This window comes from Pedobacter chitinilyticus (genome assembly GCF_003313385.1).
GTDB classification, from domain to species: domain Bacteria; phylum Bacteroidota; class Bacteroidia; order Sphingobacteriales; family Sphingobacteriaceae; genus Pedobacter; species Pedobacter chitinilyticus.
Genome location: NZ_QMHN01000005.1, coordinates 180,348 through 202,490, shown reverse-complemented (window position 1 = coordinate 202,490; position 22,143 = coordinate 180,348). Strand labels below are relative to the sequence as shown.

Here is a 22,143-nt window from a genome sequence, read left to right as displayed (position 1 = left end):
TATTGACAGTTTTTGTGCGGAATTTTGACTTGTTCAATTTAAAACAAATTCAAAAAACGATGAAAACTATCAACTCTAAAACCGTACTATTTGTAACAGGTAATTTTGTAAGCCACTTAGGATGGACCGCTTGGCAAAAATATTTCGAAGAACAAGGCTACACCACCCTTGCTCCAGCTTGGCTTTTTAAAGAAGGTACCGCAGCAGAACTGAGACAAAAATATCCAGATCAAAATATTGCCTCATTAAGACTAAGCCAAGTAGTAGATTATTTCGAGAACATCATTAAAACCTTGCCTGAAAAACCAATTATTGTAGGCCACTCTATGGGCGGCTTAATTACCCAACTATTAGTTCAACGTGGTTTGGCAGAGGCGGCTGTGGCTATTCATTCTGTACCACCACAAGGCGTAATTACCACTAAATTTTCTTTCTTTAAAGCTACTTGGGGGCCATTGGGATTTTTCACTTCGCCAAATAAAACTTTCTTAATGTCTTTCCCTCAATGGCAATATGCTTTTACCAATGGCATGCCTTTGGAAGAACAACAAAAAGCTTATGATGAAAATGTCATTCCAGAATCTAAAAGAATTTCAAGAGATGGATTAAGCAGTGCAGCAAAAATTGATTTCAAAAAAGCTCACGCACCTCTACTTTTCGTTGCTGGCTCAACAGACAACGTTATGCCCGCTTCCTTAAACTACAGCAATTACAAAAAATATAAAAACGAGCAATCTATCACCGATTTTAAAGAGTTTGAAGGCAACAATCATTTTGTGCTAGGCCTTTCTAACTGGAAAAATACAGCAGATTATATCCTTAATTGGCTTGCCAACAAAAACTAATTCCCTAATTTAGGGTTTATTTGATATGGCAAAAAACATTCTCATTGCAGGTGCCACTGGCTTAATAGGCCAAGAGTTGGTTGCACAGCTGCAGGCAAAAGGACATCAGGTAAGTATTTTAGTGAGGAAACCTACGCAGAAAGCAGGAGTCAAAGTTTTTCTGTGGGATGTTGATCAGCAACAGATTGATAAGGATGCCTTTAACGGGATTGATACCGTGATTAATTTAGCGGGAGAAGGCATTGCCGACAAACCATGGAGCCAGCAACGCAAACAACAGATTATTGATAGCAGGGTAAAATCTACCGAGCTGCTTTTTAAAGCCATTAAAGAAACTAACGCACCTGTAGAAACTTATCTCTCTGCTTCGGGCGTAGGTTATTATGGCGACAGAGCCGATGAGGTTTTAGATGAAGAAAGTTTGCCTGGCAACGATTTTTTGGCTGAGTGCTGTATTCTTTGGGAAAAAGCCGCTGATCAAGGCATCGCTTTAGGAATTAGGGTAGTAAAGCTGAGAACAGGCATTGTATTGAGTGAAAAAGGTGGCGCATTAGCTACCATGGAAAAACCAGTGAAAAATTTTGTAGGTGCGGCACTAGGTACTGGCAAACAGTGGATGCCTTGGATACATATGGATGATTTGGTAAACATCTACCTTAAAGCAATTGAAGATACTTTGTTATTTGATGCCTACAACGCTACAGCGCCTTCGCCCGTTACAAACACCACTTTCACCAAAGCACTAGCCAAAGCTTTACACAGACCTGTTTGGCCAGTAAATGTTCCCAAGTTTGTTTTAAAATTGATTTTGGGAGAGATGAGTATCCTGCCTCTAATCAGCAATAATACCTCTGCTCAAAAAATATTGAATACTGGCTTTCAATTCAGATATTTGACCCTCGAAAATGCCTTGACCGCTATTTATGAGCAAAGAAAATAATGCACAAGCCATCAGCATTTGCTGGCTGAGAAGAGATTTAAGATTAGAAGACCATGCCGCCCTGTATCACGCCCTTAAATCAGGTTGCCCCGTACTCGTTGTTTTCATCTTCGACCTCAACATTTTAGATCTACTAGAAAATAAAAAGGATGCAAGAGTAGATTTTATCCATCAGCAATTAACAAAAATCAATCAACAACTGGTAGATAAAGGCTCTTGCTTGCTGGTTAAATTCCAAACGCCACAAAAGGCATGGGAAGAAATCATTATTGAATTTAACGTGCGGACGGTTTACACCAATCATGACTATGAACCTTATGCGAGAAAAAGGGACGAAGAGATAGCCGATTTGCTAAAACAAAATGACATCGCCTTTCATACCTATAAGGACCAGGTAATTTTTGAAAAAGATGAAGTTAAAAAAGGAGATGGCAGCCCTTATACTGTTTTTACTCCTTATTATAAGCAATGGCAGCTCAAGCTCAATCCTTTTTATTTAAAGCCCTATCCTACGGCCAAATATTTTAAGAACTTATATCAAGTTTCTGCTGAAAAAGCATTCCATTTTCCTTCTTTGGAAGATATGGGCTTTTCTACAAGTGGAGTTAAGTTTCCATCTATCAACTTTAAGGAAAAATTAGATGGTTATGAAAAATACAGAGATTATCCAGCCAAAAATGCCACTACCAAACTTAGCTTGCACTTGCGTTTTGGCACAGTAAGTATCAGAAAAGTAGTGGGTGAAGCACTCTCTCAAAAGGCCGACAAATGGGTATCTGAATTGGCGTGGCGGGAGTTTTACATGATGATTTTATGGCATTTCCCCGAAACCGTTAACAGCTCCTTTAAACCTGATTACGACAAAATCAATTGGCGCAATAATGAAAAAGAATTTGAACTTTGGTGCAAGGGCGAAACGGGTTATCCTTTAGTAGATGCAGGCATGCGAGAACTGAACAACACAGGCTTTATGCACAATCGTGTGCGCATGGTGGTAGCTAGCTTTTTATGCAAACATTTGCTCATTGATTGGCGTTGGGGTGAAGCCTATTTTGCCGAAAAACTTTTGGATTACGAACAGGCCAGCAATGTGGGCGGTTGGCAATGGGCCTGCGGTAGCGGTAATGATGCAGCCCCTTATTTTAGGGTATTTAATCCCGAACTACAGCTCAAAAAGTTCGACCCTAAAATGGAATATGTGTTTAAATGGGCTCCTGAATATCAAAAAGCGATCGCTCCTATTCCTATTGTAAATCATGAGTTTGCTCGCAATAGAGCATTAGAAAGTTATAAGAAAGCATTAAACGAAAAAGCCAGCTAATTGCTGGCTTTAATATTTTTAACTATTTGTAACATTAGTAATTTCTATTGTGAAATCAAGTACAGCATTTGGAGGTACAGAGCCATAACCAGAAGTTCCATATCCTAATCCAGAGGGAATAAAAATCCTCACTTTTGAGCCCTTCTTAAATAGCGGCAAAACTTCTCCCCAACCTTTCACTACCTCAAGCAATTTTGCCGTGTACGAATCACTGCTATCAAATTGCGTTCCATCCAAGAATCGTCCCGAATATTTTACCACTAAACTAGAATGCTCATCAATAACATCTGTTCCAGTACCCTGAGTTATCTCTTGATAATAAACTCCTGACGAATGCTTAATTGCTGTAATCTGGTTAGCGGCTAAAAATTTAATGATTTTATCGTCATCTAATTCGTCTTGCTTTCTAAAAGCACTTGTTTTAATATATAAGTCTATTATTTCATTCGAAGGAATGGGACCTGCTCCATTTTTACCAAAAGCTAAATAGGAAGGCAATAATATCCTTGCACTTCCACCAGGTTTCAAAGATAAAACAGCTGTTCTTATCGCAGGTATATTATAATAAATCGAAGTAGATAGCGAACTGTTAAAAAACGAATTCAGGTACCCAACATAATTGCCTAAATTGGCGTAAGTTGGGGATTGAAGGTATTGCGTCCCATTCATTAATGATTTAACCGTAACATCATAAAGCACAAAATCGGTATTAGTAAATAAATCTCCTGTTCCTGGTTCTGTAATTTGATAGTAAAAACCAGAAGGGTCAGACTTTACATTCTGCAAGTTATTTTTAGAGATATAATTTTTTATTTGCGTTTCATCAATATCTTCTATTTTTTCATACTCTTTTTTGCATGAAGTAAAAAGTGTTAGCACCATAAAAAGCACTACCAAATAAGTAAAGGTTTTATACATTAAGTTCTTATTGTGCATGAATCAAATCAATAGTAAAATCTAAAACAGTATTTTTAGCAATCGGCCCTTGGGCTCTATTGCCATAAGCCAAACCAGAAGGAATAATCAAACGAATACGGCCACCCACCTTAATCAAAGGTACGCCAATAGTCCATCCTTGTATTACTTGATCTAAAGGAAAGGTCACGATCGCCTCTGATTTTTCAAATTGAGAACCATTTAAAAATTTACCTACATAATTAACGCCAACTGTAGAGGCGGCCGTTACGCTAGCTCCTGTCCCTGGGGTGATAATTTGGTAGTATAACCCTGAACTGTGTTTTGTTGCTTGGATATTGTTTTTGGCAATAAAATCAACAATTAGGGCGTCATCCTTCTTCGCTTGTTCCTCTGCATTATAATCGTCTTTACTACATGAACTTAGCGTTACAACCGCCAAAAAAAACATGAGTAAACACTTTATGTTTAACTTCATTTAGCAAAAATAAACTTTTAAACCCGATGCTACAATTTTTAACCAAATTTAACAAATTGACAGTTGATCGATGGGGTTATTGAAGCATAGAAATCTTTTGTCTCTCAACAGGGACTAATGTTCTAGAAAGTTATTAAAGCACTAAATATTAGTCTTTGGTTACACTAATAATTTCTATATCGTAGTCCAACACTTTGTCGCTAGCATATAGATGCCTTAATGGATAATATACCGTATTAGGATCTGAGGTATTTCTGTACCCTAAGTGGGAAGGAACGATGATCCTTATCTTTCCGCCTGCAGAAATTCTACCTATTAAAACTTCCCAACCTTTGACAAATGAGCTTAATATGTCAGTTTGAGAAGTCCCTTTTTCAAAAATGGTTCCATCTAAATACTTGCCAGTATAATTACAAACAAAAGTAGTGGTCGGACTCACTAATTCAGCCCCAGTACCCATAGTGATCAAGTTATATTTTATGCCAGACGGATCCGTATTAAAAGTTAGGTTGTTTTTGGTAATGAAGGTTTGTATCTCGAAAGCATCAACCTGGTGTCTTTTCTCAAAGCTATACAAGCCTAACTCCACCACAATGGTTTCATTTGAACCTATCCCGAAATTACTTAATCCATTTTTACCAAAAGCCATTCGTGAAGGTAAAAGAAGCACTGCTTTCCCACCTCTTTTTAATCTTCCTAAAACTTCCCTAATGGGTTTAAAAGTATAAACGGAATTTCCAATCGCAAAACGGTCCGTGTATCCTAAAAAAGTTCCTGAAATAGAGATATCACTTGTCTGATAATAAACCTTACCTGAAGTAGATTTAAAGGTATAAGAATAAAAAACAGAATCGGTATTTATGAGTGTACTACCTATTCCAGGGTCCGTAATACCATAGCTATAGCCGTCTACATCTGTAAATGTTAAACTAGAATGGACATCTTTATAGCTTTTAATGTTTCTATTATCTAGTTCTTCAGTGGTTTCATACTCCTTCTTACAGGAAGTCAAAAGTGCGAACACCGTAAAAAGTGCGAACAAATAGGTGCTGGTTTTAGAGGTTGTGCTTTTATTGTGCATGGATCAATTCAATTAACGGATAAGAATACCATCCAACAACTTTTTATTAAGTCCTAGGGTTAACAATGGGGCAAAGCGTTTTCTGATATTTTTCATAAAGTTTATGTGTAAAATTTATCAAAGAAAAAGCTTTTTAAAACAGCGTGCAAAGGCATAAAACCTGAGGTTTTAGGATTTCTCAAAACCTTCATAACAAACTGATTTACAGAAAAATAATTTAATATTAGTTTTCCACAAAAAATATTTAGCGTATCATTAATCATCGGTCAAACTCGGTCCTTTCATCCTTAAAACCAGTCATCTATAAGAACTTAAAACTTAAAAAACAATGAAAAGAAACTTAAAAATGCTGGCTGTAGCTGCCGTAATGGGGCTTACAGTTTTTTCGTGCGCTAAACAGAATGAAGCTGATTTAGCAAACGCTCAAGCCGAAAAGCTTGTTTCGAGTACTGAAGGGCAAATGACTACCTTAACTACCTACACTCCTGGCGTAAGCTATCAGTATAGGGTAACCAATGGCACTTCCACTTTTCTTGCGATTGAATACATTGCTGGCGATGCGGATTCTAGGTTAATCATCGCTGCGCCGCATGGCGGTGGAACTAGACCTGCATTTATGAAAGACCGGACGGAGACTTACACCTATGGCACTTTACCTTACGACCAGTACAGCACCGACACCAGCTTCTCTGACCTGGCAGACACTAAAACCAAGGAACTGGCGATCGCCATTGCCGATTCGGTTCGTATTAAAACGGGCAAAAGGCCTCACCTGATCATTAACCACCTTCATCGCTCAAAACTTGATGCCAACAGACGACGAGAAGTAGCAACGCAAGGAGGCATTTATGCTGGACCTGCCTGGGACAAATTCCATGAATATATTGACGCTGCCAAAGCAACCATTAATGCCAGCTACGCCTCTGGATTATTTATTGACATCCATGGACAGGTACATACGCCAGAAAGAACTGAAGTAGGCTACATGCTCACCAAATACCAACTTGCCACCTACACCAACACCTTAGGTAACTTAACCAGCCAATCGAGTGTTAGGGCAATGGTGGGCAACGGCATTACGCACACTAGTTTGATTAAAGGCACCAACGCTTTTGGCAGCCTGCTTAATGCCCAACTAGGCTACATGGTGACACCAAGCAATACTTATCCGCTGCCAGGAGATACGGCCATTTTCACGGATGGCAAATATTTTGATGGGGGATATAATACCTCACGACATGGCTCTAAACATGGAGGCACAATCTCTGGCTTCCAGCTAGAATTCAATTCGAGTGTTAGGACCAACGATAGCACAAGACCTGGTTTTGCAGGGAAAATTGCTAATGCGCTGCAAAGTTATATGAACGTGTATTTCTAAAATAAAAAAGGCTTAAGGATGGCATCGCCAAACCTTAAGCCTTAACAAACAAATTATATCACCTTAAAAAATATATTTATTAGCTTCTATGATTTGTTGCGCTACATGCTGACGAGCCTCTTTCACATTGAAAGGTTCCATTTTGGTAAACCTTCTCAAACCTACCAACATCATACGTAGCTCATCACCTTCGCCAAATGCCCAAAGCGCTTCTTTACCCGCTTTGGCTACCCCGTCAACAGCCTCTACAAAATAGATGCGCATCATATCCAACTGACCTTTGCAAGCTTCCTCACCTCTCATGCTCACCAATTTCTCTGTACGAAGCATGGTTGATTCCGCCATATATACGTAGCTCGCCATATCAGCAATATTCATCAAAATTTCCTGTTCTTTGCTCAAACTCATCATCAGCTTTTGTACTGCTGCACCAGCAACCATTAAGGTTGCCTTTTTCAAGTTTTGCAATACTTTTTTCTCAGCCGCAAACAGGGTATTATCTTCTTCTCCAAAATCAGGGATCGACATCAACTCCGCTGCTACGGCTGTGGCTGGTGTCATCAAATCTAATTCACCTTTCATGGCACGTTTCAACATCATATCAACGGTCAACAAGCGGTTGATTTCGTTCGTTCCTTCAAAAATACGGTTGATACGTGCATCGCGATAAGCCCTGTCCATTGGCGCATCCGCACTAAAACCCATCCCACCGTAAATCTGCACACCTTCATCTACCACATAATCCAACGCTTCAGAACCCCAAACTTTTAAAATGGCACACTCTACCGCAAACTGCTCTACGGATTTCAATTTAGCTTTAGCTGGTTCCATGCCATCGGCTACTAAGGCGTCATACGTATCGTCAATATTTTGTCCAGCACGATAATTTGCTGCATCTACCGCATAAACCTTGGTCGCCATTTCAGCTATTTTATAACGGATAGCACCATATTTAGAGATTGACCTGCCAAACTGTTGACGCTCGTTAGCATAACTTACAGCCGTACTGATCGTTGCTTTTGAAGCACCAATAGCCGCAGCCGAAAGCTTAATACGACCGATGTTCAAGATGTTAACGGCAATTTTAAATCCGTTCTGACGATCGCTCAACATGTTCTCTATTGGCACAGCACAATCGTTAAAGAAAATCTGACGGGTAGAAGAACCTTTTATCCCCATTTTATGCTCCTCTGGGTTCATCGTAATGCCACCAAAATCACGCTCTACAATAAAAGCGGTAAGATTTTCATCATCATCAATCTTGGCAAAAACAATAAAGATATCTGCAAAACCGCCATTGGTAATCCACATTTTTTGACCGTTAATGATGTAATGCTTCCCATCATCGCTCAACTTGGCTTTGGTTTTTCCGGAGTTGGCATCCGAACCCGAGTTAGGCTCTGTTAAACAATAAGCCGCTTTCCACTCACCAGTACCTAGCTTTGGAATATATTTGGCTTTTTGCTCCTCATTTCCGTAGTACAAAATAGGCAAAGTCCCAATTCCCGTATGTGCTGATAATGCTACCGCGAAAGAATGTCCCGCACCTACCACATCAGCCACCAGCATAGAGGTATTGAAGTTCTTACCGAAACCTCCATATTCTTCTGGCACAGAAACGCCCAAAATACCTAATTCACCTGCTTTGGTCAATAAGGCTGGCATTAACTCTGGATCTTCATGACTGTCTAATTTCTCTAAATTAGGATAAACCTCCGCTGCTAAGAAATCACGGCAGGTCTGTGCAATCATTTGCTGTTCTTCATCAAATTCTTCTGGTATAAATACATCGTGGTAAGATGTTTCCTTAATCAGGAATTCCCCTCCTTTAATTGTTTTGCTCATTGTTTTAAGTATCTAGTAGCGAGTATCAAGTATCAAGACTGGTTGCCGATCTTGATATTCGCTAGGTTTAATTTTTAATCAATTTTCGCTCTAAAGCATATATCATTTTTTGAATTTCGATTGTTTGATTAATTAGGTTTTTAGCTAACACATCATTAATCAAGCCTAATCTATTTGAAATGATTAATTGTGTTTCGAGTTCAAATGCAGAACCTTGACTAATATTTAAGAAGTGTTTGAATTGTAAATCCGTATTTCTTCATGCCCCTTCTGCAATATTTGATGATATCGAAATTGTACATCTTTTGATTTGAGAGATAAGACCATATTTTTCATCAATTGGCAACAAAGACATTGCCTGATAAACGTCTACCGCTAAATCCATAGCCTTTTGCCAAACTTTCAAATCTTTAAAATTATGCATACTTGCTATTTTGTCAATTGCTCAATCTTGATACTTGATACTCATATCTTAATCCTAAAAAATCTCAAATATCCCCGCAGCTCCTTGTCCTGTCCCCACGCACATGGTCACCATGCCGTATTTCTGGTTTTGGCGTTTGGCTTCATTAAAAAGCTGCACCGATAATTTAGCTCCTGTACAACCCAGCGGGTGTCCTAAAGCAATAGCTCCGCCGTTTACATTAATTTTGCTTTGATCTAAGCCTAAGGTTCTGATGATGGCTAATGATTGCGAAGCAAACGCCTCGTTCAGTTCAATCAGCCCAATTTCATCCTGTTTCATATTGGCCATTTTTAGCGCTTTAGGAATAGCCTCAATTGGGCCAATACCCATAATACGTGGCGGCACGCCCGCCACACCATAACTTACCATACGGGCAATCGGCTCTGCGCCTAGTTCTTTCATTTTCTTTTCCGAAACAACCAGCACAAAAGCAGCACCATCTGAAGTTTGTGAGGAGTTCCCTGCAGTAATGCAACCATTGGCAGCAAAAACAGGCTTTAACTTGGCCAAACGGTCTAAAGTTGTATCAGCACGTGGCCCTTCATCCGTATCTACCACATAGCTGCGTGTCTGCTTCTTCATATTCGCATCCAAGTAGTTTTCGTTCACTGTAATAGGCAACACACCTGCTTTTAAATGACCATTTTTAATGGCTTCAACTGCTTTCAGGTGTGAGCGATAAGCAAACTCATCCTGGTCTTCCCTACTCACGTTGTATTCTTTAGCCACAGCTTCGGCAGTTAATCCCATGCCCCAATACCAATCTGGATTATTTTTGGCCACCTCTGGATTGGGCACTAATTTCCAACCACCAAATGGCATTCCCGACATCACTTCTACTCCACCAGCCACAATACAATCGGCCATGCCTGCTTTAATTTTAGCTACTGCCGTGGCAATGGTTTCCAAGCCCGAGGCACAATACCTGTTTACGGTTACGCCTGGTACCTTGTCGGTATCCAAGCCCATTAAACTGATCATACGACCAATGTTCAAGCCTTGTTCCGCTTCGGGAGTGGCATTACCCACAATCACATCGTCAATTTCCTCTTTTACCAAATTAGGTACCGATGCCACCAACTGTCTGATCACATCCGCGGCCAAATCATCAGCTCTGGTAAAGCGAAATACCCCACGTGGAGCCTTGCCAACGGCTGTTCTAAGTCCTGCTATTATGTATGCTTCCATTTTTAATAGTATTTAGTAGTTAGATTTTAGTATTTAGACAGATGATTTTAATTTGACTTGAAATGAATAACTCATTTTCTGCCATTCGTTTATTTTCTCTGTCAACAACTCTAACTCTTCTTCCAATAAATAATTCAAATTATAAGATATAATCAATTGCGTCTCGGTTTCATAAGATGAAGCATGCGCTATCGATAAAAAATAAAGGAACTCTTTATCTGAATTTCGACCAGCGCCTTCTGCGATATTAGATGGAATTGAAACTGCAGCTCTATTGATTTGACTAATCAATCCAAATCTTTCCTTATCTGGAAATTTAGAGGTAGTGCGATAGATATCAGTAACTAATTCTATTGCTTTCTGCCAAACTTTCAACTCTTTGTACTTATGCATTTCTAAATACTAACTACTAATATCTAACTACTCCAGCTTAATTCCTCAAAGGCTTCCCTTTCGTTACAATACTTTGGATACGTTCCAGTGTTTTACGTTCTCCGCATAGCGATAAAAAGGCTTCGCGCTCCAGATCCAACAAGTATTGCTCGGTTACTTCTGTTGGTGACGACAAATCTCCACCGCACATGACATAACCTAGCTTTTCTGAAATCTTCTTATCATGTTCTGAAATGTAATGACCAGAGTACATGCTATTCGCTCCAGCGTGAACAATACCCAAACCTTGCTTGCCCAGCACTTTAATGTTTTTACGTTGGACAGGTTTGGTATAACCCGCATCGGCCAATTCAATAGCTTTCGCTTTAGCATCCGCAATTAAACGGCTACGGTTCATGCTAATGGCGTATTTATCTTTTTGCAAATAACCCAACTCAAAAGCTTCCACAGCAGAGGTCGACACTTTGGCCATACCAATGGTTAAGAAGCGGTTTTTTAAGGTGTTTTGTACAATTTGATCGTCGCTGAACTCATCAGATGCCCTTAAAGCAAACTCTTTCGTCCCACCACCACCAGGAATTACGCCTACACCAAATTCAACTAAGCCCATATAAGTTTCGGCACTCAACTGTACGTGGTCGGCATGCAAGCTAAACTCGCAGCCACCGCCCAAAGTAAGGTTATGTGGTGCCACCACTACTGGAATTGAAGAGTAACGGATACGCATAGAAGTATTCTGGAACAAACGTATGGCCATGTTCAGTTCTTCCCATTCCTGCTCTACGGCCATCATGAAAATCATGCCCACGTTAGCTCCAGCAGAGAAATTGGCACCATCGTTACCAATTACTACACCACGATAATCCTTTTCGGCCATATCAATGGCTTTATTGATGGCGCTTAAGGTATCGCCACCAATGGTATTCATTTTCGAGTGGAACTCTACGTTTAAGATCCCTTCACCCAAATCAATAATAGATGCACCTGCATTTTTATAAAGTACTTTATTGTTGGCTTTCAGGTTTTCGAGGATAATGAAATCTGAGGTACCTGGAATAGCTTTATAGCTTTTCGAAGGAATGTCGTAGTATTTTTTTACACCGTCTTCTACCTTATAGAAAGAGGTGTTTCCGCCTGCCAACATTTCACCTACCCAAGTAGCTGGTTCGTTGCCATATTTCTTCATCCCTTCAATAGCTTCGGCTACGCCAACGGCATCCCAAACTTCGAAAGGACCAAGCTCCCAGCCAAAACCAGCACGCATGGCATCATCTATTTTGTAAAGCTCATCGGCAATTTCTGGAATACGATCAGAAACGTATTCGAACAAGCCAAAGAACGAAGTACGGAACAGTTCGCCCGCTTTATCTTTTCCTGCAGCAAAAATTTTCATCCTATCGGCTACCTTGTCGATACTTTTGGTCATCTCTAACGTAGCAGATTTTACTTTTTGCTGTGGTTTATATTCTAATGTTTTAAGGTCAAGCGCCAAAATTTCGCTTTTACCTTCTGCATTTTTGATTTTTTTGTAGAAACCTTGTTTGGTCTTATCTCCCAGCCAATTGTTTTCGGCCATTTTTTCTACATAAGCAGGCAGCTTAAATAGATCATGAGCTTTATCATTCGGCACATTATCATACAAGCCTTTGGCCACTTTGATCATGGTATCCAAACCTACTACATCCGAAGTACGAAAAGTAGCCGATTTTGGCCTTCCCAATGCTGGGCCAGTAAATTTATCTACCTCTTCTATGGTCAAATCCAACTTCTCTACCGAATGTAGCAAAGCCATGATGGAATACACCCCAACACGGTTGGCAATAAAAGCAGGCGTATCTTTGCACAACACTGTAGTTTTGCCCAAAAACTTATCACCATAATGCATCAAGAAATCTATAATTTCTGGCTTGGTATATGGTGTTGGAATAATCTCGAGCAACCTTAAATAGCGTGGTGGATTAAAAAAGTGAGTACCACAGAAATTCGATTTAAAATCTTCACTTCTTCCCTCGGCCATTAAGTGGATAGGAATACCAGAAGTATTCGAGGTAATTAAAGTGCCTGGTTTGCGGAACTGCTCAACTTGTTCAAACACCTTTTTCTTGATGTCCAAGTTTTCTATCACCACCTCTATGATCCAATCGTAATTGGCAATTTTAGACATATCGTCATCGAAATTGCCTGTACTGATTTTTTGAAGTACATTTTGGGAATAGATCGGCGATGGATTGCTTTTTACTGCAGTTTGCAGCGCGGCGTTAACGATCCTATTTTTTACCGCCTTGTGATCTAGCGCCAAGCCTTTCGCTTGTTCCTCAGCCGTCAATTCCTTCGGCGCAATATCCAACAATAAAACTTCTACGCCAATATTAGCAAAATGGCAGGCAATACGTGAACCCATAATACCCGACCCTAAAACCGCTACTTTCGTTATTTTTCTGTTCATTATTATTTTTTTGTTGGCCGATAAGCCAATGTTAACTGGTTAATTTTATCCAGCGTATTGATCAATTGTTCTTTCTCTCTAACGCTCAGCTTTTCATTCAAATATTCATTAAATGAAATCACCACATCACGAGCAAGCTTGCGTTTTTCGATACCAAAAGGTGTCAAAAAAATCTTTACAGACCTCTTATCTCCTTCTGACGTTTCTCTATAAATCAACCCCGATTCTTCCATATTGTTTAGCATCCTTGACAAACTTGTGGCTTTAACCCCAAGCAAGCTCGCCAATGCCGATACAGCAGTACCCTCAGCCTCTATATTGATTAGTACGTAGCCAATAGCTTGGGTAATCCCAAATCCGGACGCTATTTGGTTATAGGTGTTTGAAACATTTTGCCAAACCACCTTTAAAAAATAATCTACTGTTTCTTTCTGCTTCATCAATTTATTATGCTTGCATAACAAATTTAGTGAATTGATTTTTACTATGCAAGCAGAATATCACTTTTTTGAATGAGACTTAATTTCCCCCTAAAAAGTGCCGATCCAAACCACAAACATTGCGGATAAACATCTTTGTAGTCAGCGGGAAGCTGTCAATGAAACCTAGCAGCGGCTTCCAGAAATATTTTTACGATATTATTTCACCTGTCCAGCAAATTTCCACTTTGTGCTAAAATCTTCGGTCAACGCTTGGTTGGTCAACAAAGCTCTCAGCATTTCTACTGGCATGCAATTTTCTTTCAAGATGCGATCGTGGAAAGCGATGTTAGTCATTTTGCCAGTTTGCACTAACTCTTTGTGTAGTTCTTTAAATTGTAGGCCACCAATCATATATCCAATTTGATATAAAGGGCCGTAATTGCCTGTAAAAGACCTTCTCACTTCTGCTTCGGCATTGGCTCTTTCAAAGCCTACACGCTCTACCAAGAAGTCGATACACTGTTTCGGTGTCCACTCACCCAAATGATATTTGGCAGAAAAAATAATGCGGGCACAGCGGTGCATACGCCAAAACAACATTCCAATTTTATCTTCTGGTGTTTTTGCAAAGTTGTTATTCCAAAGCAGCATTTCCCAATATAGCGACCAGCCTTCCGTCCAAAACGGCGTACTAAATGCCCTGCGATAAGGCTTGTATCTGCTTTGCATGTAATATTGTAGGTTATGTCCCGGGATTAATTCATGAAAAACCACTGCTCTAGAAAAATGTCGATTATTCCCCCTCAAGGTCATCAGCTTTGCTTCTTCGCTCATGTCCTCTGTAGGATAGGCAATCAACACCGACTCGCCTCCTAAAAAGAATGGCGCAAACCGCTGTTCTTCTGGCGTCAGCATACGCATACGCCATCCTTCTTTTGCCATTGACGGAACGGTGATTAACTTATTTTGCTCTACAAAGTTGATGGCTTCGTTCGCCAATTCAAAAACAAGCTCGGGTTGTTTACCTAGCGGTGGATAAGCAGTTTTCACTTTTTCCAGTGCCGCTTTCCAGTCGTTACCAAAACCCATTTCACGAGTGGCTTTTGCCATTTCCGCATCGCACCAAGCAAATTCTCTTTGGGCTATGGCCGCAAGTTCTTCTGGGGTGTAAGCAATCATTTCATTTTTCAACCCATCTATCAGTGCTAACCGACCAATAGGCTCACCAACAATACCCGTTCCATCATCTAAAGAAGTGTTTTGCTTGGCGATTTTTTCTAAATCTGTAGCGTAGCTTTTCAATGCTGCAATTACTTCTGGATATAGATTTTTCGTAGCCTTGGTAAACTGAGGATCGTAACCATCATAAAACTTATACGCTTCCGTAAAAGCTGTGGTATATTGACCTACTGTTTGTTGTGCCCAATTTGCCTGCTTCCAATTTACGGAAAGCTCCTTTTTATCGATAGCTCTTCTGGTTGTTTCAATTTGAGTTTTTAACTGCTCAAAAGCTGCGCTCACCTCAGCCCCAAGCTGCTGTTTACCAACTCTTCTTTTTTGTTCAAAATCTACAATGATGGATGCGAAGGGCAGCAAATAACGGTTGTTTTTGAAATCTTGATACGCTGTTTTTAAATTTTTGTCATTTGCAACGATATTTCTTTTTAATAAAAGGTAGTCGACCTTCTCATTTTGCGACAACTTGGCAAATGGGATACGTTTCAATTGACCAAGCCAGTCTTTATAGAATTGATCCATCCGCCCAAAATATTCTTCAGTTCTCTTTAGCACATATTTTCTGTTGAGCATGTTTTCATCAGACTGAAATTGATTGATGTAAGGCTGCAAAATGCTGGCTTCATTATTCAGCAAAACAGACGAGTTTTGTGCATTAGCTATCAGAACGATGTTCAACATAGCAAGGAGGAGAACTTTTCTCATAATCAAGTGTTAAGAATGTCTAATATAAGTATGATTATCCTAATCCGCAGAAATTCATTTACTTTGCAGGTAATGAAAAAAATCTCTCTTACGGTTTTATGTCTTTGCATGGCTCATTTCAGTTTTGCACAAGGCAAGTTTCTTAAAAAGCTTTTCTCTAACGAAAAGGATACGACTCGCAAATCAAGCTATATGCCCATTCCAGTATTTGGTTACGCCCAAGAAACTGGTTTTGAATTTGGCTTAGGTAGCATTTATTCTTTTTATGTAGATAAAGCTGACACCAACAACCGTAGTTCCAACTTTTTTGGCGCAGCTTCTTATTCTACTAAAAAAACTTACAATGTTACTTTTAGAGGTGAAGCTTGGACTAAACGCAACGAATTCCATTTTATAGGCGAGACGCGTTTCAAAAACATGCCTTTTAATTTTTACGGCATCGGCAACAATACTTCACATGTTGATGAAGATAAACTGGTACAACGTATGCTTAAGCTACAGTTTGATGCAGAAAAGGCGTTTGCTAAAAACACCTACACAGGCGTATCTATAGGCTTTGAAAATTATCGTTTTAAAGACAGCGAACCAGGAGGGATTTATGCTACGGGTAATGGTATGCATGATAAAGATGGTGGTTCTGTTGTTTTTATCGGCGTTTCACAAAGTTACGATACTCGAAATTCCAATAATTATCCTACCAAGGGTTTTTTTGGACGTATTAGCTACCAATATGCACCTGACCTGTTTGGGGGCGAAAATTTTACGGGTAGTCAGATCAAAGTGAATGTGCGCAATTTTTGGTCGTTGGCCCCTAAAGTAGTACTTGGTGTACAGGCATTATATCATACCATTCAAAGTAAAAACACTTCATTTTATTTATTACCACAATTAGGTAATGATGAAATTATGAGAGGTTATTATGGCGGTCGTTATCGCGATGAGAATTTATTCGCTACGCAAGCGGAACTTAGGTATAGGTTTATGGAAAGATTAGGCGTTGTCGTTTTTGGCGGCACAGGTAAAGTTTTTGCCAATGATGATTTCGACCTTAAAAACTTCAAGCCCAACTATGGCATTGGCGGAAGATACTTTTTTGATCCTGCAAAAGGTTTAAGTGTACGCATTGACTATGGCGTTGGAGAGAAGCGACCAAACGAAAAGCGCCAAAGTGGGTTCTATATTAGCTTCGCGGAATCTTTTTAACACCCTTGAAATTTATTTAGCACGAAGTTTTTACATACCTTACGCCACAATAACAAGGTAGGAATTCTCAGTTTCTAGTATTTTTATAGAAATTAGCTTAACGCTAAAATCTAAAAACTTAACTGCTATTTGCAGGTTATGATGAATATGAAAAAATTTCTATTATTATCGCTGCTACCTTTCACTTTATTTGCCCAAAAACCTAGCCCAAAAGAAATCAACGATTGGGAAAAACAAGCGCAACAAATAGAAATTATCCGCGATAAATGGGGTATTGCTCACGTTTATGGTAAAACCGATGCAGATGCTGTTTTTGGGATGTTGTACGCACAGTGCGAAGACGACTTTAAACGTGTAGAACTTAACTATATTGAAAAACTTGGTCGTTTGGCAGAAATTGAAGGTGAAAAAAGCTTGTATAATGATCTTCAAATCAGGCTGCTTATCGACAGCAATCAGGCGATTAACGATTATAAAAAAGCCGAACCTTGGCTAAAAAAGATACTGGAAGCTTACGCTGATGGGATTAATTTTTACCTCTACAAAAACCCACAAATTAAGCCTTCACTACTTACCAAGTTTAAACCTTGGTATCCATTTTTATGGACCGATGGCAGTATTGGTGCGATTAGTACTGGCAACCTCACCATTGCCGAACTTAAAAAATTCTACACCAACGATTACTCGCCAACCAGTTCTCTTCCGCAAATCAGAGACCAACATAGCGGTTCTAACGGTTTTGCCTTTGCTCCCAAAATCAGTAAAACGGGTAAGGCCATGTTATACATTAACCCGCATACCACTTTTTATTTTAGGCCCGAAATACACATGCAAAGCGAGGAAGGATTGAACACCTACGGTGCTGTTACTTGGGGGCAGTTTTTCATTTATCAAGGGTTCAACGAATTTTGTGGTTGGATGCATACTTCCAATAATGTGGACGTGGCTGATATGTATGCCGAGAAAATCACCAAGTTGAATAAAACGCTTTATTACACTTACGACAAAAAACTTTATCCAATTGGTAAAAAAACGATAGAAATCAAATACCTGGAGAACGGACTGTTGCAGACTAAAAAATTTGAAACCTACTTTACGCATAATGGTCCTGTAATGGCGGTGAGAGATGGCAAATGGATTAGTTTGAAGCATCAAAACCAAAATCCAAAAAGTTTACTACAAAGCTGGATCCGTACCAAGTCAAAAAGCTTTGAAGATTATCAAAAAGCGATGGATTTAAACGCCAACGCCTCCAACAATACGGTTTATGCAGATGCCAAAGGTAACATCGCCTATTGGCATGGCAACTTTGTTCCTAAAAGAGATACCGCTTACAATTGGAGCGAGGTAGTAGATGGCACCACTTCTGCTACCGCATGGCAAGGTCTTCATCCTGTTAGCGAAACTGTTCATTTATATAACCCAGCAAACGGCTGGTTGCAAAATTGTAACTCTACACCCTTCACGGTAGCTGGTGCAAATAGTCCGAAAAAATCGGCTTACCCAAGTTACATGGCTCCCGACGGTGAAAATTTTAGAGGTGTGGCTGCGCTACGCTTATTAAACCAACCTAAAAAATACGATTTGAATGACGTGATCAGTATGGGTTACGACACCTACCTTCCTGCTTTTGAAGTACTTTTACCTGCACTCGTTAAAGCTTACGAACAACTCCCACTAGATCACAGTTTTAGAACAACATTGAAAGAGCCCATTGCCGAGTTGAAAAAATGGAACTATCATTCGGCAACAACCTCCGTTGCAGCCACTTTAGCGATGGAATGGGCGCAAAGGGTAAATAGGGACATCCAAAACGTATATATTAATCAAGGTGAAAAAGATCAGGTGGAGAAGACTATCGAATTTACCAAAATAGCAAAAGCTGAAACTTTGTTACAACCTTTAAAAGTCACTATTGACGATTTAAGCAAACGCTTTGGCAAATGGCAAATGCCTTGGGGCAAAGTGAATAGATTTCAACGATTAACGGGACAAATCAACGAAAAATACGATGACAACGCTCCTAGTTTTCCAGTAGCTTACGGTTCGGCTTTATGGGGACAATTGCCATCATACCGCAGCAATCCATTTAACACCAACAAACGTTATGGCTATAGCGGTAATAGTTTTGTTTGTGCGGTAGAGTTTGGCGAAAAAGTAAAAGCTAAATCGGTACTGGCAGGAGGAAACAGCGGCAATCCTTCTTCTAAACATTTCAACGACCAAGCAGAAATGTTCAGCAAAGGAGAATTTAAAGACGTGCTATTCTACAAAGAAGATGTATTGGCTAACATGGAGAAAAAATATCGCCCTGGAGAATAGGTTTTAACCGAACAAGCCCGCTACCGCACTAATCGTGAGTGCCACAATACAGGTATTGAATACAAAGGAAATTAAACTATGCCCCAAGGTTAATCGTCGCATGCGTTTGGAAGTAATGTCAATATCCGAAACTTGGAAGGTCATGCCTATCACGAAGGAATGATAGGCGAAATCAATAAAATCAGGCTCTTCATCTCCTGGAAAAACCAATCCTTTGAGGAGTTTACCAGCTTTTGTACCGTAGTATAGGTGTGCATAACGGGAAGTGTAACTGGTATGCACCAGTATCCAGCTCAAAAACATGCCCAACATTCCCAATAATACTTCAACCCATTGTTTTGAACCATGATCTGTTTTTACTAAAAGGATAAAAACAGCCATCATACCTGCAAAAGTGGCCAGTATTACAATAAGGAATGTAATTGCTCGACCGCCATCTTCAATACTAGCATGTTGGTGAGTTTGAGTTGCAGATGATTTGGCGAAAACCAACCAGCTAATTGCGGTTTGAATAGCACAAAATGTAATCCAAGAAAGCATTAATCTGCTCAAAAGGCCATCAAATAAAAAGGCGGAAAGAAAATAGACAATCACTGCAATGACCAGACTTATGGTTAAGTGCTCTGTCGCCTTAATGTGATGTATTTTTTTGAGTCCCATTTCTACATTCTTTCTTCAATAAATATAGAAAAATTTCCACTGGGCTTGTATGAACACCAGTGGAAATGAAGATAAATCTTTGGGTAATTAATTAGTTTTTAATGTATTTCTTTGTTTTGTAAGTATTGGCCATTAAATCGACTTCTATGATTTCCGCCTCTACTTTAAGATCAGCATCATCCCTTAAAGAACCGTAATAGATCACCATCTTTTTGTTTGTATTGTCAACATGAATTACTTTGCCCTCGGCTTTATATTTCTCCAATGCAACTTTTGCTTTTCCTGTTAACAAAACATCATCTAAAACCCTCCTCACTTTTGTAGAATCAGATGCAGACCATTCTATTTTCGAAAGCGCTACATCTTTACTGAAAGACAATGCACCTTCTTTACCAGGCCCAGAAATTACACTGGTTTGTTCCTTATTTGCTGCAAACTCATAAAAATCGTAGGTTTTCTTATTGATGTTATAAATGATACTTTGGTAAACTTTAATTTTCCCATCGGCAAAATGAACCTTTGCATTTTCTGCGTGCATAAATCCGTTTTTACTGTCTAAAGATGCGTCATCAGCTTCAATCATTATTTTTCCGATCTGTAATTTAGCCTTTTTAAGATAACTGATCCCTCTGTTAGGGTACCCCGTAGCTTCTAAAGCTGAAAGCACTTTAACATCATTTTCAGAAATTGGTGTGATCTTCAGCGGCTTTTGCGGCCCTCCAGCTATTTTTTGAAAACCTTCTTTGGTATAAAATTTTGCATATAATACTGGGTCAATTAGCTCATGCTTTTTAGGATTGGTATATAATGCGATAAGCTTATTGGTTGCATACACATTCTTTGATATCAATTTTTCACCAATAAATTTTACGTTAACGGCGTCTCCAATTTTAAAATCTTCCGCTTTGGTTTTCAGGGCTGATACATTTAGCAAAATTTTAAAAGTTCCATCGTTCAGTTCAATTTCGTTAACATATCCAGCCGAATTTCTTTTGATGCTCTTAATGTTACTATAGGCAAATCTGGCTCTGTTGGCTTCGTACAAAAAGGCATGCTTTTCTGGCGCCTTCATTAACGATTTACCTGTTGGCGTAGCGGCAGCATTGACCATGTAAATAGGTGTATCGTAAATCAGCTCCTCGTTTTTAGCAAGATTTTTTATGCTTAACTTTTGAATCTTCCCAGAAATGGTCACGGTCAGCTCATCGCCAGCCTTAATTTGATAAGGGATATCATGCCTAATGGGATAAGTCGTATTCCCTACTTTAAGATACAATATCCTAGGAAAAATTTGTTTTGAAATACTGTCTACCCTGCCTTTAATGGTTTTTCCAATCAACGGATCTTCTTGGATATTTTCATTTTGTTTTAGCGTTGCCTTACTCGGCACAACATTTACCACTTCAATAGTAAAACCCCAAGTGATGCCTAAAATGAGAGGCACGACCATTAGATACATTAATTTTTTCATTTTCTTTGATTTAGTGTTGAATAACATCTTAATACGCTCTTTTATTGGACTTTTCACAAAATTGTGGACCAAAGCAGTTTGGCTTTCACTCACCGCCAGTTTTAATAGTAAGGAAGCGTAATCTTTTGAACCGAATTGATTGGCTGTGGCTTCATCAGCTTCATATTCGTGTGTTTGCTCTAGCGCTTTGTCCCATAAATAAATGACAGGATTAAACCACATGATTGCCTTGGCCATCATCATAATAATTTTATCTACGGAGTGGTATTGTTGCGCATGAACCTTTTCGTGATTAAGTAAGGCGGCCAGTTCTTGAGGAGCTAAATTTGATCCGTTGATGAAGACATAGTTGAAAAAAGAGCAATTGGTAAATCCTTCTGTTTTTTCTAAAAGTTTTAGTCCATCTATTGATTTGGCATTTTGCCGAGTATAACGAACCAGCACAAACAGCTTTCTTATTCCAAAAAGCAGCAATAACACAGTAATCACAGCGTAGGCATAAGGAAGTAAGGCTAGCCAGTCCGTTTGCTGCTTCGCTAATTTTTCGGGTTGAAAAGCTTTGGGAACGTCAACCGCCTGTGTTGTGTGGATGGATTGCAAATTTTCCACTTTAAGCGAGGCTACCGATCCTATTTCGCTAGCGACTGGTTGAACTTCTCTTTCGATGGTAAAATGTAGTGTTGGAATAACAAAGCTGATGATTAAAGTGCCCAGCAGATAAAATCTGTTGAATTTAAAGAAGGTAAGTTTTTGAAGTACCAGCAGATAGAAGGCGAAAAACAATACCAAGCCAGCACTTGCTTTGAGTAAATAGCTGAACAGTTCCAT

At 39.4% G+C, this 22,143-nt stretch carries 17 protein-coding genes and 1 pseudogene; 6 read left to right on the top strand and 12 right to left on the bottom strand.

Annotated elements, in window-relative coordinates:
• Positions 1-59 precede the first annotated feature (59 nt).
• From DUT70_RS15815 to DUT70_RS15805, 3 genes are read left to right on the top strand one after another with little or no spacing between them, the layout of a single operon-like run.
• Positions 60-845, top strand: coding sequence for an alpha/beta hydrolase (locus tag DUT70_RS15815; RefSeq protein WP_113648333.1), 786 nt, complete (start codon positions 60-62; stop codon positions 843-845).
• A 25-nt stretch (positions 846-870) separates the two neighbouring features.
• Positions 871-1,785, top strand: a complete 915-nt coding sequence (locus DUT70_RS15810; RefSeq protein WP_113648332.1) for a TIGR01777 family oxidoreductase — start codon at positions 871-873, stop codon at positions 1,783-1,785.
• The gene (locus DUT70_RS15805; protein WP_113648331.1) at positions 1,769-3,106 is read left to right on the top strand and encodes a cryptochrome/photolyase family protein; all 1,338 of its coding nucleotides are present in this window, start codon (positions 1,769-1,771) and stop codon (positions 3,104-3,106) included. The genes DUT70_RS15810 and DUT70_RS15805 overlap by 17 nt, the downstream gene beginning before the upstream one ends.
• Positions 3,107-3,124: 18 nt before the next feature.
• Here DUT70_RS15805 and DUT70_RS15800 read toward each other — a convergent pair whose 3' ends face one another.
• The 3 genes from DUT70_RS15800 to DUT70_RS15790 all read right to left on the bottom strand — a co-directional run bounded on the left by DUT70_RS15800 (position 3,125) and on the right by DUT70_RS15790 (position 5,580).
• Complete coding sequence (locus DUT70_RS15800; RefSeq protein ID WP_162926640.1) at positions 3,125-4,024, bottom strand: FKBP-type peptidyl-prolyl cis-trans isomerase; 900 nt, start codon at positions 4,022-4,024, stop codon at positions 3,125-3,127.
• Positions 4,025-4,031: 7 nt separating this feature from the next.
• The gene (locus tag DUT70_RS15795) at positions 4,032-4,499 is read right to left on the bottom strand and encodes an FKBP-type peptidyl-prolyl cis-trans isomerase (RefSeq protein ID WP_240432138.1); all 468 of its coding nucleotides are present in this window, start codon (positions 4,497-4,499) and stop codon (positions 4,032-4,034) included.
• A gap of 148 nt (positions 4,500-4,647) precedes the next feature.
• Positions 4,648-5,580, bottom strand: coding sequence for an FKBP-type peptidyl-prolyl cis-trans isomerase (locus DUT70_RS15790; RefSeq protein WP_113648328.1), 933 nt, complete (start codon positions 5,578-5,580; stop codon positions 4,648-4,650).
• Between the two features lie 328 nt (positions 5,581-5,908).
• Between DUT70_RS15790 and DUT70_RS15785 the strand changes: the two genes are divergently transcribed.
• On the top strand, positions 5,909-6,958 hold the full coding sequence (locus DUT70_RS15785; RefSeq protein WP_113648327.1) for a hypothetical protein: 1,050 nt from the start codon (positions 5,909-5,911) through the stop codon (positions 6,956-6,958).
• Positions 6,959-7,021: 63 nt separating this feature from the next.
• Here the strand turns inward: DUT70_RS15785 and DUT70_RS15780 are convergent, their stop codons facing one another.
• The 7 genes and pseudogenes from DUT70_RS15780 to DUT70_RS15750 form a co-directional block, all read right to left on the bottom strand.
• Positions 7,022-8,803 (bottom strand): acyl-CoA dehydrogenase family protein, encoded by a 1,782-nt coding sequence (locus DUT70_RS15780; RefSeq protein ID WP_113648326.1) that lies wholly within the window; start codon positions 8,801-8,803, stop codon positions 7,022-7,024.
• A 67-nt stretch (positions 8,804-8,870) separates the two neighbouring features.
• Positions 8,871-9,227, bottom strand: a pseudogene (locus DUT70_RS21435) (four helix bundle protein).
• A 54-nt stretch (positions 9,228-9,281) separates the two neighbouring features.
• Positions 9,282-10,457, bottom strand: a complete 1,176-nt coding sequence (locus DUT70_RS15770; RefSeq protein WP_113648325.1) for an acetyl-CoA C-acyltransferase — start codon at positions 10,455-10,457, stop codon at positions 9,282-9,284.
• A 33-nt stretch (positions 10,458-10,490) separates the two neighbouring features.
• Positions 10,491-10,850, bottom strand: coding sequence for a four helix bundle protein (locus tag DUT70_RS15765; protein ID WP_113648324.1), 360 nt, complete (start codon positions 10,848-10,850; stop codon positions 10,491-10,493).
• Positions 10,851-10,887: 37 nt separating this feature from the next.
• Positions 10,888-13,296 (bottom strand): 3-hydroxyacyl-CoA dehydrogenase/enoyl-CoA hydratase family protein, encoded by a 2,409-nt coding sequence (locus tag DUT70_RS15760; RefSeq protein WP_205529814.1) that lies wholly within the window; start codon positions 13,294-13,296, stop codon positions 10,888-10,890.
• Between the two features lie 2 nt (positions 13,297-13,298).
• Entirely contained in the window at positions 13,299-13,736 is a 438-nt protein-coding gene (locus tag DUT70_RS15755; protein WP_113648322.1) for a MarR family winged helix-turn-helix transcriptional regulator, read from the bottom strand.
• Between the two features lie 198 nt (positions 13,737-13,934).
• A complete protein-coding gene (locus DUT70_RS15750) occupies positions 13,935-15,659 on the bottom strand; it encodes a DUF885 family protein (RefSeq protein WP_113648321.1) in 1,725 nt (574 codons plus the stop codon).
• Positions 15,660-15,731: 72 nt separating this feature from the next.
• On the opposite strand from DUT70_RS15750, the gene DUT70_RS15745 reads away from it, so the two are divergent.
• On the top strand, positions 15,732-16,862 hold the full coding sequence (locus DUT70_RS15745; protein WP_113648320.1) for a BamA/TamA family outer membrane protein: 1,131 nt from the start codon (positions 15,732-15,734) through the stop codon (positions 16,860-16,862).
• Between the two features lie 147 nt (positions 16,863-17,009).
• The gene (locus DUT70_RS15740) at positions 17,010-19,184 is read left to right on the top strand and encodes a penicillin acylase family protein (RefSeq protein ID WP_113648319.1); all 2,175 of its coding nucleotides are present in this window, start codon (positions 17,010-17,012) and stop codon (positions 19,182-19,184) included.
• Positions 19,185-19,187: 3 nt separating this feature from the next.
• Here the strand turns inward: DUT70_RS15740 and DUT70_RS15735 are convergent, their stop codons facing one another.
• A complete protein-coding gene (locus tag DUT70_RS15735; protein ID WP_113648318.1) occupies positions 19,188-19,844 on the bottom strand; it encodes a DUF1345 domain-containing protein in 657 nt (218 codons plus the stop codon).
• Between the two features lie 91 nt (positions 19,845-19,935).
• Positions 19,936-22,143, bottom strand: coding sequence for a M56 family metallopeptidase (locus DUT70_RS15730; RefSeq protein WP_113648317.1), 2,208 nt, complete (start codon positions 22,141-22,143; stop codon positions 19,936-19,938).

What these genes read in the sequence shown, in the direction of transcription:
- DUT70_RS15790 (WP_113648328.1), bottom strand. Translation starts at nt 5,580, where the DNA reads ATGCACAATAAAAGCACAACCTCTAAAACCAGCACCTATTTGTTCGCA.
- DUT70_RS15760 (WP_205529814.1), bottom strand. Translation starts at nt 13,296, where the DNA reads ATGAACAGAAAAATAACGAAAGTAGCGGTTTTAGGGTCGGGTATTATG.
- DUT70_RS15750 (WP_113648321.1), bottom strand. Translation starts at nt 15,659, where the DNA reads ATGAGAAAAGTTCTCCTCCTTGCTATGTTGAACATCGTTCTGATAGCT.
- DUT70_RS15785 (WP_113648327.1), top strand. Translation starts at nt 5,909, where the DNA reads ATGAAAAGAAACTTAAAAATGCTGGCTGTAGCTGCCGTAATGGGGCTT.
- DUT70_RS15730 (WP_113648317.1), bottom strand. Translation starts at nt 22,143, where the DNA reads ATGGAACTGTTCAGCTATTTACTCAAAGCAAGTGCTGGCTTGGTATTG.
- DUT70_RS15740 (WP_113648319.1), top strand. Translation starts at nt 17,010, where the DNA reads ATGAAAAAATTTCTATTATTATCGCTGCTACCTTTCACTTTATTTGCC.
- DUT70_RS15770 (WP_113648325.1), bottom strand. Translation starts at nt 10,457, where the DNA reads ATGGAAGCATACATAATAGCAGGACTTAGAACAGCCGTTGGCAAGGCT.
- DUT70_RS15810 (WP_113648332.1), top strand. Translation starts at nt 871, where the DNA reads ATGGCAAAAAACATTCTCATTGCAGGTGCCACTGGCTTAATAGGCCAA.
- DUT70_RS15755 (WP_113648322.1), bottom strand. Translation starts at nt 13,736, where the DNA reads ATGAAGCAGAAAGAAACAGTAGATTATTTTTTAAAGGTGGTTTGGCAA.
- DUT70_RS15735 (WP_113648318.1), bottom strand. Translation starts at nt 19,844, where the DNA reads ATGGGACTCAAAAAAATACATCACATTAAGGCGACAGAGCACTTAACC.
- DUT70_RS15765 (WP_113648324.1), bottom strand. Translation starts at nt 10,850, where the DNA reads ATGCATAAGTACAAAGAGTTGAAAGTTTGGCAGAAAGCAATAGAATTA.
- DUT70_RS15815 (WP_113648333.1), top strand. Translation starts at nt 60, where the DNA reads ATGAAAACTATCAACTCTAAAACCGTACTATTTGTAACAGGTAATTTT.
- DUT70_RS15800 (WP_162926640.1), bottom strand. Translation starts at nt 4,024, where the DNA reads ATGTATAAAACCTTTACTTATTTGGTAGTGCTTTTTATGGTGCTAACA.
- DUT70_RS15745 (WP_113648320.1), top strand. Translation starts at nt 15,732, where the DNA reads ATGAAAAAAATCTCTCTTACGGTTTTATGTCTTTGCATGGCTCATTTC.
- DUT70_RS15805 (WP_113648331.1), top strand. Translation starts at nt 1,769, where the DNA reads ATGAGCAAAGAAAATAATGCACAAGCCATCAGCATTTGCTGGCTGAGA.
- DUT70_RS15795 (WP_240432138.1), bottom strand. Translation starts at nt 4,499, where the DNA reads ATGAAGTTAAACATAAAGTGTTTACTCATGTTTTTTTTGGCGGTTGTA.
- DUT70_RS15780 (WP_113648326.1), bottom strand. Translation starts at nt 8,803, where the DNA reads ATGAGCAAAACAATTAAAGGAGGGGAATTCCTGATTAAGGAAACATCT.